The 11854-nt window shown below is 65.6% G+C and carries 10 protein-coding genes and 2 pseudogenes; 2 read left to right on the forward strand and 10 right to left on the reverse strand.

From position 1 onward, the window contains the following. Positions 1–335 precede the first annotated feature (335 nt). From ACFE87_RS10135 to ACFE87_RS10170, 8 genes and pseudogenes are all read right to left on the reverse strand, one after another. Complete coding sequence (locus ACFE87_RS10135) at positions 336–707, reverse strand: response regulator (protein ID WP_375459509.1); 372 nt, start codon at positions 705–707, stop codon at positions 336–338. Next, complete coding sequence (locus ACFE87_RS10140; RefSeq protein ID WP_375459510.1) at positions 700–2625, reverse strand: PAS domain S-box protein; 1926 nt, start codon at positions 2623–2625, stop codon at positions 700–702. Before ACFE87_RS10140 ends, ACFE87_RS10135 begins: the two co-directional genes overlap by 8 nt. 291 nt (positions 2626–2916) lie before the next feature. Continuing rightward, on the reverse strand, positions 2917–3729 hold the full coding sequence (locus ACFE87_RS10145; protein WP_375459511.1) for a DUF4344 domain-containing metallopeptidase: 813 nt from the start codon (positions 3727–3729) through the stop codon (positions 2917–2919). A gap of 48 nt (positions 3730–3777) precedes the next feature. Next, positions 3778–5295 (reverse strand): DUF1254 domain-containing protein, encoded by a 1518-nt coding sequence (locus tag ACFE87_RS10150; protein WP_375459512.1) that lies wholly within the window; start codon positions 5293–5295, stop codon positions 3778–3780. A gap of 85 nt (positions 5296–5380) precedes the next feature. After that, the gene (locus tag ACFE87_RS10155; RefSeq protein ID WP_375459572.1) at positions 5381–6814 is read right to left on the reverse strand and encodes a DUF1214 domain-containing protein; all 1434 of its coding nucleotides are present in this window, start codon (positions 6812–6814) and stop codon (positions 5381–5383) included. Then, positions 6811–6987: pseudogene (locus ACFE87_RS10160) on the reverse strand (efflux transporter periplasmic adaptor subunit); the annotation flags it as partial. The gene ACFE87_RS10155 and the pseudogene ACFE87_RS10160, both read right to left, overlap by 4 nt. Positions 6988–7108: 121 nt before the next feature. Beyond that, positions 7109–7447: pseudogene (locus ACFE87_RS10165) on the reverse strand (DUF5681 domain-containing protein); the annotation flags it as partial. Beyond that, a complete protein-coding gene (locus ACFE87_RS10170; protein ID WP_375459513.1) occupies positions 7444–8739 on the reverse strand; it encodes a site-specific DNA-methyltransferase in 1296 nt (431 codons plus the stop codon). The pseudogene ACFE87_RS10165 and the gene ACFE87_RS10170, both read right to left, overlap by 4 nt. Positions 8740–8851: 112 nt before the next feature. Here ACFE87_RS10170 and ACFE87_RS10175 point away from each other — a divergent pair, with 112 nt between their 5' ends. Continuing rightward, positions 8852–9178: a helix-turn-helix domain-containing protein gene (locus ACFE87_RS10175; RefSeq protein ID WP_375459514.1), complete on the forward strand. Its 327-nt coding sequence runs from the start codon at positions 8852–8854 to the stop codon at positions 9176–9178. Next, positions 9175–9540 carry an ImmA/IrrE family metallo-endopeptidase gene (locus tag ACFE87_RS10180; protein WP_375459515.1) on the forward strand — a complete coding sequence of 122 codons (366 nt, stop codon included), beginning with the start codon at positions 9175–9177 and terminating at the stop codon, positions 9538–9540. Before ACFE87_RS10175 ends, ACFE87_RS10180 begins: the two co-directional genes overlap by 4 nt. A 539-nt stretch (positions 9541–10079) precedes the next feature. Here ACFE87_RS10180 and phnN read toward each other — a convergent pair. Together phnN and ACFE87_RS10190 are read right to left on the reverse strand one after the other, a co-directional pair. Continuing rightward, a complete protein-coding gene (gene phnN / locus ACFE87_RS10185) occupies positions 10080–10712 on the reverse strand; it encodes a phosphonate metabolism protein/1,5-bisphosphokinase (PRPP-forming) PhnN (RefSeq protein ID WP_375459516.1) in 633 nt (210 codons plus the stop codon). Beyond that, positions 10709–11854 carry an alpha-D-ribose 1-methylphosphonate 5-triphosphate diphosphatase gene (locus ACFE87_RS10190; RefSeq protein ID WP_375459517.1) on the reverse strand — a complete coding sequence of 382 codons (1146 nt, stop codon included), beginning with the start codon at positions 11852–11854 and terminating at the stop codon, positions 10709–10711. Before ACFE87_RS10190 ends, phnN begins: the two co-directional genes overlap by 4 nt.

Here is an 11854-nt window from a genome sequence, read left to right on the forward strand (position 1 = left end):
CCTTGACTTAAGAATCATGAGGTCCGGGTCTGAGGCTCAACCGGCCATGAAAGTCCTCAGGTCGAGGGACGTCTGCTCTCGGGCAGGCAGCTGATGTCCGCAGTTGGCGCGATCGCGACTCTCGCCTACGCCCGTTGACGGCCGGGGTCGCGCCCATGTCACTCATTTGGGAGGCCGCTTGGATGGCTCGAAAGCCACACCCGGCGACCGGACCGGCGGACCGGCAGCTTTTGGATGGGCGCAGCAGGCTTACGGACTTACCGTTCCCAACCGGTCTCGACCAACTCTGTCAGTGCAGTTTATTTGCGCCGCGCAGAAGCGGTTGTCTGCCGCCCCTATATTCGCAGAAGTTTCTCAAGCTCCATGAGTACCGTCTCGGGCCCGGCCGGCTTCTCGACACAGCGAATATGCGCGTACGACGCCGGAATGCTCGCCTGATCGTAGCCGGTCATGAACACGAAGGGCACGCCGCGTGCAATCAAGGCGTCCGCGAGTGGGTACACGTTCTCGCCACCCAGGTTCACGTCCAAACTCGCGGCATCCGGAACCGTCTCGGTGGCCAGCAACTGGAGTCCGCTCTTGACCGAGGCGACCGGCCCCATCATCTCGGCTCCCGCCTCTACCAGCTCAGTGCTCAGTTCGTCCGCAATGAAATACTCGTCCTCCGCGATGAGGATGCGTCGCCCCCGCAACGTGTCTTTAGGCATCAGCTTTCCTTCTGGACATGGTGCGGCCCGATACGGGCAACGCAATGGTGCAGTGAACGCCGTCTGCTTCCATCGCGTAGGTTGTTCTGGCGCCCAGCTGGTACGGTAACGCCCGCTCGATCAGTTCGCGTCCCGAGCCACTTCGCTGCAGGCCTACTGCTGGCATGCTGACGCCGCGCTCTCGCCAGTCCACATGAAGCCAAGGCCCCTGCTCCGGGTCGGCCTCGTCTAGGTGCCAGCGGATCTCCAGGCGCGCTTGCGCTTGGGAGAGCGCACCGTACTTGACGGCGTTCGTGGCAAGTTCGTGCATGGCCAGCGCGAAGGTCTGCAGCGTCGACGAGCGCAAGGCCACTCCGGAAGGCCCCTGCAATTCAATCCTGGTTCCTCCTCCGTCGAGGGCGGCGACCTCGGTGCGGATCAACTCGTCGAAGTTGATGCGTTCACCCTCGGCAAGGCGGGAAAGTAGGCCCTGCACCCGGGACAGGGCGGATAAACGCGTGCTGTAGCGCGCCTTGAAGTCCGCGAGATCCACGCTGCGTCGCAGGGTCTTGTCAGCCGTGGCGCGCACAACGCCCATGAGGTTGCGAGTGCGATGCTGCAACTCGGAGACGAGCACGCCCATGTGCTCGGCAGTCTCCTTTTCCTCGGTAATGTCGCGCCCGACGCCACCAATCCAGCGAACCGTCCCGGACGCGTCGCGCATCGGGAAGTCGGTGTCACGCAGCCAGCGGATCTCGCCGTTGGTTGGCCGCCGGATGCGGTACTCGAAGCTGACGCGCTCTCCCATTCCGACGCACTGCAGGTTCGCGACCGCACGCTCGCGGTCCTCGGGCACGATCAGGTCGGCCCAGCCCACCATGTTGTCGCCGGAAAGGGCGGTCGCGCGGTCGAGGCCGTAGATCGTCTCGAAGGCGGGGGTAAGATACGTCCACTGGAACGTTACCGCATCCCGCATCCAAAGCACATCGGAGGAAGCCTCGCCGAATTGGCTCAGGCGCGCCTCGCTCGCCCGCAAGGCCTCATCCGCCTGGCGGCGCTCAGTGACGTCCTGGCCGATCTTCAGGAAGCCCCTCAGCGATCCGTCCGGACCACGCAACGCCGTGGTCTTTCCCTCGATGAACACCCGTGACCCATCCTTGCGAAGGTGCCAGCGCACGTTCGGGGATGAGCCCTCGCGGAAAGCGGTTTCGATTTCCTGTGCATCGACGCGCTCCTCACGATCTTCGGGCGTGAAGATGATGGCGGCAGGCTGTCCGATGACCTCGTCCGCCGTCCAGCCGAACACCGCTTCCGCGCCGGCGTACCAAGCGGTGATCCGATCCTCGGGATCGGTGGTGAAGATCGCATAGTCCCGCGCGTTCTCCACGACCAGGCGGAAGTTCTCCTCCGTCCGACGCAGGGTGGTCACCTTGTGCAGGCGATCGATCACCGGCCCGAGAATGGTCGCGTAGGTGCGCAGGAACTCCGTGTCTGCGTCACTGAACGAGCGAGGCTCCGTCGCGTCCACTTGCAGCAGGCCATAGGGCTTCCTGCCCGGCAGGAAGATCGGGACGTTCGCAAGCGCCATGACTCCTGCGTCCTTCAGGAACTCGGGGAGGTCAAAGCGCTCCTCCTGCCTCACGTCCTGCGTGATGACGGGCGTTCCCTCCATGATGGAATAGGTCTCGGACGAGCGTTCGTTCATGGGCAGGCGCACCTTCCCAACGACGCCGTCATCCCAGCCAACCCCGGCCCGCACCAGAAGGGAGCTACCGTCTTCCTGGATCTCCAGCACCTTGGCGCGGTCCGTTCCGAGCGCCTCCCCCACCAGCCTGCACGCCTGAGTGAGCACCTCGTCCAGGTCGTCGCTGAACAGCGCGAACTCGCCGAAATTCGCCAGCACCTTCTGGCGGTCGACGATCTCGTGGTGGTTCGGCATCCAAGTCTCGCAGCGCTCCTCAAGACATGTGAACGCGCCAGCCCCGAAAGGGTCCACTCGTCCCGGGAGTGTGTCCGCTTTAGGCGAGCCGTGGTTCACGCTTAGCGTCCCCGGCTTGTCGCTCAGCCCGTGAGCCGACCGGTCTGCTCCGGAGGTGGCTCTGCGGCATGCTGAACGACTGGCATGGGCGCACTCCGGCCGAACTCCTCTCGATGCGAGAACGTCCGGTCACCTTCAAACCGGACCGCAACAGGTCAGGCCCGGAACGTCCGAGAAGGCTAGACTAACGGTTCACCGCAGACGGCGATGAGGGCGAAGCTGTGCCTTCGGGGTGAGATGCGGGGCGATCAGCTTTTCGACCGCGTAGGCGACCTGGTCGTACTCTTCCCAGCAGCTCTCGGCCCGGTCCTTCGGGAGGTAGCCATTGTCGACGACAAACCCGAAGGCCGTCTCGTCGGAGCCGTAGGCGAGGCAGACGAGGTTGTAGAAGCGCTGGGCCGAGAGGCCGTGCATGTCGGCAAAGGCGTCCTTCTCCGGCTTCTCCTCCTTCGCGTAGGAGGCCAGGATATACGCGCTGCCCTCGATGACCTCGCGGGCCTGGGCCGGATCCAGGAGAAGGATCACGTAGGCTGCGACCTGGTCGGCCGCGTCCTCCTCGCGGCCGAGGACAGGGATCTTCAGGAGATCGAAGATGGCGTGACCCGTCTCGTGGAAAAGGACCTGAACAACGGGACCGACGAGCGCAGCGTGCCGCGTGATGCCGGCGGGAGAGGCGCGTTCCGGAGCCCGGTGCACGACGTCGTGGAGATACTCGTAGCAAAGCGTGACGCTGCGATCCTCGGGGGAATACCAAGCGTTGATCTGGCCGTCGCATTCGGTGAGGCGCAACGTGAGCTTCGCCGGTAGACGGATCCGTCCGATCACCTCGGACGCGCGCTCGAGCACGCGTTTCGATCTCATCGTGTCGTAGAGCGCTCGGAATCCAGGCGTTCTCGGCTCGACGTAGACGAAGTCGACCCCCGCGGCCTCACGCCCCGTCGCGGCCGGGATGTGCGTCCAGACCGAAGCCAGGACGGCGAGAGCGACCAGTCGACGGATCGTCATCATCGCCTCCTTTCGACAGCGGACACTCGGCCGCGTCCCTGTCCGGGTTCAACCGACCTTCTGGACGGGTGGTGGCGTCCAGGAGCCGTCCAGCGTCGGCGCCTTGGGCCAATAGGCGCGAATGTAGAGCGAGAAGTCGCCCTTCGGAGCGGGGAGCCAGTTCGCCCGTTGCACCGGGTCTGCCGGGGCCTCGGGCTGGACGACGATCGTGAGCGAACCGTCGGCCGCAAGCCTCAGGTCCTTGTTCTTCGTGCCGACCGAGAAGCGGTTGATCGGGTTCGCCACGAAGAAGTGGTGCTCGTTGTAGATCGAGAGCGACCAGAAACCCTCCACGGGCGGCGTGGCATCCTTCGCGAAGGTGACGCTGTAGCGACCGGCGCTGTTCAGCCGGGCGCCCGCAGCATCGAGGTCCTGATAGAAATATTTCGTCTCGTCCGGCGCATTGACCAGGATGTTGGACTTCGCCACCGCCGTGCGCGTGAAATAATCCGTGCCGAAGGCCGATACGTTGGCCACGCTGCTCCAGTGATGCGGCAAGGGACGGCCGTAGTTGCGGAACTGGAAGAGCGGATCGACGAGCGTCGCTTCGGCATCCTTGGCGGCGTCGATCATCGCCTGCTTCAACGTCGGATGGCCGCCGGCCGCTGCCAGGACGGCGAGCACCTGCGCATAGCGGGCCTCTTCTCCCGGCAGCGGCGGTGCGTCCGCGAGGACCAGCGGGAGTTCATCGAAGAACCTTTCCGGGGAGACCCAGCGCGTCTCCTCCTCGCCATGCGGCGGGCCGGGCACCCTGGGCAGGCCGCGCCAGGCGATGCTCTTCATCCGCCCGTCATAGTCGGCCAGCGGGTACATCACGATGCCCGTCAGCACGTCCTGGATGGCGCGTTTGTCCTCCGGCGTGTCGTCCTGGAAGATTCGCGGTGCGGCGAGGCCGGTACTGCTGGAGGCGCGGAACACACGGGTGATGCCTCTTGGCACCTCGCCCTGCCAGTTCGGTCCGACCAGCAGGTAGAAGCCCGGCTTCGTGCCGTGCATCTTGCCGAGCTTCACGAAGCTGTCGGTGCGCAGATCCACGATCTGGTAGACCCAGAAGCGGTCGCCGAAATCCGGGACCTGGATCACGACCGGGGACAGATCCAGGGCGAGCAGGCCGAGGCCGTAGACCACATCCTGGTTCGGGCACGCGACGTTGCGTTCCTCCGGATCGACGTAATCCGTCAGCATGGTGAGCCGGTTGAGCGGCGCTTCCAGCAGCGGGCCGACATATCGCTGCTCCTTCATCTTCGAGAAGGCGAGCCGGCGATTGTACATGTTGACCAGAGGCCAGGCCCAGAAGAAGGCGTCCCGGCCGACATGCGCAGCATAGGCCTCCGTGATCCTCACGCCTGCGTCGGGTCCGGACGGCAGCGCGCGCGACCAGCCGGGCGACGGCGGGAGAGGCTGCGGGTTCAGGGACGACGTTTGCGCGCGTGCCTCAGGGATGCCGAGCGTGGCGGCAGCCGCGAGGGTTGCTCCTGCCAGGAGGAGGTTTCGGCGATCGAGCGCCGGATCATCGGTGGTTCTCATGGCTACCTTCCCGCTCCTCACGTTGCGGCTGCGCCTCCGCCAGAGGGCGTCCGGTCCGGCCATGCCCTACTACCGCTTGGCACCGTCATTGAGCCGCCAACAGCTCGACGTCCGGCAGCACCCACTTCCTGTCGAAGAACACCTTCGTCGGCGCATAGAGCCTGAAGATCAGCTCGAATTGTCCTTGAACATCCGTTGGAATCCAGTTGGCGTCCTTTCCGTCGGGCGCCTTGGGTCCGAAATAGACGTCGGTCGAACCATCAGGATTTTTCTGCAGGTCCGCCGCGTTTGAGGCGCGGCTCGCGCGCGACATGTTCTTGATCAAAGCGTGCGTCTTACGGTCATAGACCGTTGCCGACCAATACTGTTCCACCGGTACGTTCGGCGGAACGCGAAGACGATAGGTCCTGCTGCCGTCGTAGAAGCTGCCGTCCTTGTCACGAATCGAAAAGAGGTAGAACTGTCCCGCCCCGAGGCGCTTGATCGCGACGAAGGCGTAGCTGTACGCGAGACCGCGATCATCCAGAGGATAGTCGTCGGGGCTGGTGAAGCCTTCTCCTGCCGCTTTGATCAGGGCGGGGAAAGCAGGAAAGGTCCAGTGGCTGGTCGGCGAGAAATAGGGCGGTAGGCCGGCCTCGTATCGGGCCTCCAACCAGTCGCCCGCCTCGCGCGCGGCGGCGGACAGGACGGCTTTCGCGGCGTCGCTCGGCGCGAAGGGCTTGCCCTTTTCGATGCCGATGGACCTGAGTTGGTCAATCATCACCCGGTCGCGATCGAGCCACGGCTCGCTCTGCACGATGCGGTTCAGATGATCGAAGAAGCCGGCGTCGTAACAGATCGTCGAGTCGAAATCGACATCCTTTGCGTCGGTAAAGACCGTCGGTGGCGGGGTCTTAGCCTGCGCAAGCGGATAGACCTTCATCCGCTTGCCGTAAGCGACGGAGGCCGCGATGTCGGCCTCGCTCCGGCTTTTGAAATTGGCGCGGAACAGCATGAAGCCGCCGAACGTGTCGGACGGGAGCGGAATATAGCCGGCCGGCGTCGCGCCCTTGTAGGCCGGGGGCAGGATCAGAAACTTGCCGCCCTTGCCTTTGTCGATCCCGAGGAGGCCTGCATCCTCGAGGGGCACCTGCCATGTTGTGACGATGTTGCCGTTGAACGACCCGTTCCTGTCGCCGGGCGGAAGATCGAGCACGATCGGGCCGTCGGCGGTGTTGAAGAACACCATGAAATAGAGCGCGTCCGGGTTGGGGGTCAGGGTCTGGTTGCGCCCGTCGAGCGGGCGACCCCAGTAGAGAACCTGATTCACTTTGCCGGATGTCTTCCGCAGCATCTCCTGCAGCATCAGGTCGTAATTGACCGCCGGCATGCCCCAGATCACGGCTTCGACGGCACGGCGTTCGGCGAGCCGTGCATTCAGCTCGTCAGGAGACCGGTTCTGCGCCTGCAGCGGGAGCGCCGCGCCGATCAACGCGAGCGCTAGGAGGATCACCCTTTTCATGCCTCGGCTCCCTGTCATAACGGGTTCACGTAATTCAGGATCGCGGCCTGCCGCAGGATCACCTTGCGGATAACGTGGGCCGCCTTGACATGCTCGGTGAAGATGGCGGCCGTGCCCGTGCTGCCCGCCGGCAGGCGACGGGCAACGTCCTGGTCGTCGAGCGTGATGCGGACAATGAAGGGAGCGGCCTGGCCCGGTGATCCCGAGGGCCTTGCGTCGTTCGAGTTCGCGGTCCCACTCGATCTTGTACGTCATGGCAACGTCGAGCCACTCGTCGCTCAGACGCTTGCGATCGCGTTCGGTCGTGGCAAGGAGCTCGGTGAACAGCCGCTGCGAACGCTGGAGCCCCTTGGCGGCGTTGACGGCGAGCGACCGCACGACCGCCTGAGCCATCGAGATGGAGAGCGGACCGGAGGCGTCGTTGACCTGCACGGTTCGGTAAGCCTCCTCCAGGATGATCGCTTTCAGACGTTCCTCGTTCAGGCTTGGCTCGGGCCGAGGCCGCTTCTTCGATCCGCCCGGCCGTCCCTTCGGGTTGCCGGATCGCCCGGGCGTGAACTTGGTGGCGGCCGGTGGCTTGGCATAGCCCACCTCGTAGCCGGACCGAGCCCGCCCGGACAGCGAGCGGGCGTGATCGTCGTCGGCGCTCATGCCGCGGCCTTCAGGGCAGGACGGTCGTCCAGTCCGCAGGCGACCAGGACGGCGTCGTCGCCGGCATAATGCTCCCACCGCCGCAGGATGCGGTCGCAATAGAGAGGGTCGAGCTCGCAAAGGAAGGCGCGCCGGCCGGTCTTGTGGGCGGCAATCAGGGTCGAGCCGGAGCCGCCGAACAGGTCCAGCACGATCTCGCCCCGCCCGGAGACGTCCTTGATGGCGTCAGCGATCATCTGCACCGGCTTCACCGTCGGGTGGAGCGCCAGCTCGTCCATGCGGCCGGCCCGGAAGGTGTTGACGCCCCGGTAGCTCCACACGTTCGTGCGGTGACGCCCGTGCTGGCCGAGCTCGAAGGTGTTGGTGTGAGGCGCCGTCCCGCTCTTGAAGGCGAAGATCAGCTCGTGCCGGGACCGGTAGAACGTCCCCATGCCGCCGTTGTCCTTGGCCCAGACGATCAGGTTCTTCAGCTCGGAGAACACGCCCTCGCCGGCGGCCAGCATCTCAGCCATATGCCGCCAGTCCATGCAGACGTAGTGGATGGAACCGTCGAGGCTCGATTCCACCAGCCGCTCGAACGCGGTGCACAGGAAAGCCGTGAACTCAGCCCGTGTCATCTCGCCAGACGCCATGGCGAACTCGCGATGCTTGATCGCGCCTGAGCCGCCGACATGGCCGTCGATCGGGACATTGTAGGGTGGATCGGTGAAGACCATGCGGGCTTGCTCGCCGCCCATGAGCGCAAGCACGACGTCACGCTCGAGCGCGTTGCCGCAGCACAGCCGGTGCGGCCCGAGTTCCCAGAGGTCGCCCGGCCTGCACCGGGCCGGCCCGTCTTTCGGGGGCGCCTCGTCCTCCGGTGCGCCCGGCTCCTCGACCTGCAGGCCCTCAACCAGACCGTCGATCGCCGGGATCGAGAACCCGGTGACCCCGATGTCGAAATCGAGGTCGGAGGCGAGCAGCGCGCTCAACTCCTCGGCCAGGATCTGCTCGTCCCAGCCGGCATTCAGGGCGAGCTTGTTGTCGGCGATGACATAAGCCCGCTTCTCGTCGGCCGTGAGCCGGTCGATCCGAAGACACGGCACCGTGCTCATGCCCAGGAGCTTTGCGGCCTCGACCGGACCGTGGCCGGCGAGGATGCGGTGCTCGCCGTCCACCAGCACCGGATTCGTGAAGCCGAACCGGGTAATCGAGTCGGCGATCTGCCGGACCTGCTTCTTGGAGTGGGTGCGGGCGTTTCGGTCCCAGGACCGCAGCGACGACGCAGGAATGTGCTCGATGACCTGAGGCATGGCCTGACTCCCGATGACCCAATGTCGCCCGGTACCGTTAGACCAGGAAAACACTTGGCCGAACAGATTAACTGCCGTAAACGTAAGACCTTATGAACGCATAGGATGCCGCATGGGGATAGGTGCCAGGATCACCAAGCTGCGGCTGGCCAGGTCGGAATCCTTCCAGCAGGTCGCCGATGCCGTCGGCGTCTCGAAGGCGCACATCTGGGAATTGGAGAAGGGCCGGACCGAGAACCCGTCGATGAACCTTCTGAAGGGGCTCGCCGACCACTTTGGGGTCAGCATCAGCTTCCTGGTCGGGGAGGACGCGGAAGCGGCAGATGCTGATGCGCAATTGCAACGCATGTTCAGGCAGGCCGGCGCTCTCGAGCCGCATGAGCGCAAGATCCTCGACGACATGATGCAGAGCCTCCTCTCCAACCGATCGACGAGATGACGCTCACCCTCGACCGCATGGCGATCGAGGAGGTCGGGATGAACCCGGCACGGATCGCGGCCGCGATCCATGATCAACTAGGAGACGTCCCTGGCGCAGTCTTGGTCGAGGCAGTGGCCTACGCGCTCGACATCGTCGAGATCAGGATCGAGGTGCTCGCCCGCGTCGAAGGCGCCCTGATCGCTCCGCCAGAACGGGGTAGCGGCAGCATCCTCCTCAACGCCCGGTCACACCCTCGAAGGCGCCGCTTCACGCTCGCGCACGAGCTTGGGCACTACCTCTCGCCGCACCATGTCCCGACAGCCCAGACCGGCTTCTGCTGCGATCAGAGCGACATGATCTCCCGCACATCCTCCGATTAGGACAAGAACCGGCGTCAGGAACACGAGGCCAACACCTTCGCGGTCGAGCTTCTCGCGCCCCCCTCGAAGACGCGGCCATTCTGCCGGCGCGCGCCCGACCTCGGCCTGGTTACGAGAGCCAGACAATGTCGCGCTCGCGATCCAGACACTCCATCAACGTGAGGGCTGGGCGATCACGCTGCTGCACGCCGATGATGGGCGCGATGAAGCGGATGACGTCAGTGTTAAGGACGCCTTCGAGCGCTATACCAAGTTCGGGCCCTGAAGAACGCCTGAGCCTTGCCTGATACCCGACCCAAGCTTCCCTGATCTCGCGCGATGAAATTCCCTGTTCCGACGAGCAGCGAATTCGGCTGCAAGTGACTGGCATCGCTCGCGGAACATTTATCCGGACTGACGTGATGGGCCGAAATCGACCCGGTTTCCCTGTATTTTCCCTGCTAAACAGGGACGGCGCGGCCCGGAGACCGGTTCACACGTGACTGCGTCCGCCACCATCGCCATAACCGCACAGCAACGCGTGCAACGACGTTCCGGCCTCAGATCGAGGCCGTGTCGGATGCCTGCCGGTCCGCAGATGGCCGATCGGCCGAAGCCGTGGTTGTTCGGCTGGCCAGCGCTTCACAGAATGCCGCCGCCGCCTCGTCGAGCGGACCCACATTCGTCACCGTCAGATCCGGCCGCACGTCCCGGACCTCTCCCGAGCGCCGGACGCGGCGGCTCAGGTCGCCGTCCTCAGGGCGGGACCGGGCTGCGAGCCGCTCGGCCAGGACGGAGGGCGGGGCCGTGACCTCGATCACGAGCACGTCCGGATAGCGGGCGCGAAGCACGTCTACGACCGTGCGTGACACGTTGCAGACCACGGTGCGGCCATCCGCGAGGGCGAGCCCGATCGAGGCCGGGATCCCGTAGCTCTGGCCGTGCGCGGTCCAGGAGGCCGCGAAGCCGCCCGCTTCCGCCATCCTGTGGAAGGTAGCCGGATCGCAGCTGTGGTTGTCCTCCGCGGCCGAAGCCGGCCGGGTGACCATGCGGCGGGGAAAGTGGAAGCGCGGGTCGGACGCGAATCTGTCCCGGGCGGCCCGGATCAGCGTGTCCTTTCCGGCCCCGCTCGGACCCACGACGAGGACGAGCCGCCCCGGCCCGCCGAATGCGTCTGCGCCGGGATCGGTCACACGATCCGGGCTCCCGCCCGGTAGACGTGGCGAACGACGGGCGTATCCCCGTGCCGGGCCACGCGCACCAGATCGGCGCGTCGGCCGACCGCGATCGCGCCGCGATCGGTGAGCCCGGTCGCCTCGGCCGGGTTCGAGGTCACGGTCCGGATCGCCTCCGGCAGGCTGATCGCGGGCACCCGCCGGGGCAGGTCGAAGGCCGCCATGAGGAGGCTGGCGGGAACGTAGTCCGACGACAGGATGTCGAGCATGCCTCGCCTGGCCAGATCCTCGGCCGCGACGTTGCCGGAATGGGAGCCGCCCCGGATCACGTTCGGGGCCCCCATCATGATCTTCAGCCCGGCCTCGCGCGACGCCTCGGCGGCCGCCATCGTGGTCGGGAATTCGGCGATCCCGACCCCGTCGCAGGCCGATTCGGCGACATGCTCGGCAGTTGCGTCGTCGTGGCTCGCCAGCACGATCCCGGCCTCGCGCGCCGCCTCCACCAGCCATCGCCGGTGGGGGACGGCATAGCGCTGGTGCGTCGCGAGCTTCTGGTCGATGAAGGCGTCGAGCTCCGTATTCGAGAAGGGTGTCTTGCGGGCGTAAAACGCTTTCCAGGTCGCGAGCGACGTGAATTGCCGCTGGCCGGGCGTGTGGTCCATCAGCGACATCAGGTCGGCCGGGTAGAGGGCGAGATATTCCTCGGCCTGCGCGGTCACGTTCGGCGAGGCGATCTCGCAACGCAGATGCGTACGGTGATCGACCCGGAGCAGGTTCGCGTTTCGGACCGAGGCGATCGCACCGGCAAGCGCCATCAGATCCTCGCCGATCGAGGCGGAATCCGCGTCCGACCCGACCCGGAGCGAGTCGAACACGGTCGTGATTCCGGAGGACGCGATCTGGGCGTCATAGGCCAGCACGGCGCTGACCGGATCCCAGCGCACCTTGGGTCGCGGCGCGTAATGGCTCTCGAGATGGTCGGTATGGAGTTCGACGAGGCCGGGCACGAGGGTGTCTCCCGCGCAATCCTGGCCGCGCTCGGGCGCGTCGCCTTCGCCGATCTCGGTGATCAACCCGCCTTCGGTGGCGATCCAGCCGCGCTCGATCACCCGGTCCGGGAGGACCAAAGCGGCGTTCGCGAAGAGGCATTCATCGGCCAT

The sequence above is a fragment of the uncultured Enterovirga sp. genome (assembly GCF_964242715.1).
Classification (GTDB): domain Bacteria; phylum Pseudomonadota; class Alphaproteobacteria; order Rhizobiales; family Beijerinckiaceae; genus Enterovirga.

Coding starts and splice junctions, on each gene's coding strand:
- ACFE87_RS10150 (WP_375459512.1), bottom strand. CDS start 5,295: ATGAGAACCACCGATGATCCGGCGCTCGATCGCCGAAACCTCCTCCTG.
- ACFE87_RS10190 (WP_375459517.1), bottom strand. CDS start 11,854: ATGGCCGATGAATGCCTCTTCGCGAACGCCGCTTTGGTCCTCCCGGAC.
- ACFE87_RS10180 (WP_375459515.1), top strand. CDS start 9,175: ATGACGCTCACCCTCGACCGCATGGCGATCGAGGAGGTCGGGATGAAC.
- ACFE87_RS10140 (WP_375459510.1), bottom strand. CDS start 2,625: ATGCCGAACCACCACGAGATCGTCGACCGCCAGAAGGTGCTGGCGAAT.
- ACFE87_RS10145 (WP_375459511.1), bottom strand. CDS start 3,729: ATGACGATCCGTCGACTGGTCGCTCTCGCCGTCCTGGCTTCGGTCTGG.
- ACFE87_RS10135 (WP_375459509.1), bottom strand. CDS start 707: ATGCCTAAAGACACGTTGCGGGGGCGACGCATCCTCATCGCGGAGGAC.
- ACFE87_RS10175 (WP_375459514.1), top strand. CDS start 8,852: ATGGGGATAGGTGCCAGGATCACCAAGCTGCGGCTGGCCAGGTCGGAA.
- ACFE87_RS10170 (WP_375459513.1), bottom strand. CDS start 8,739: ATGCCTCAGGTCATCGAGCACATTCCTGCGTCGTCGCTGCGGTCCTGG.
- ACFE87_RS10155 (WP_375459572.1), bottom strand. CDS start 6,814: ATGACAGGGAGCCGAGGCATGAAAAGGGTGATCCTCCTAGCGCTCGCG.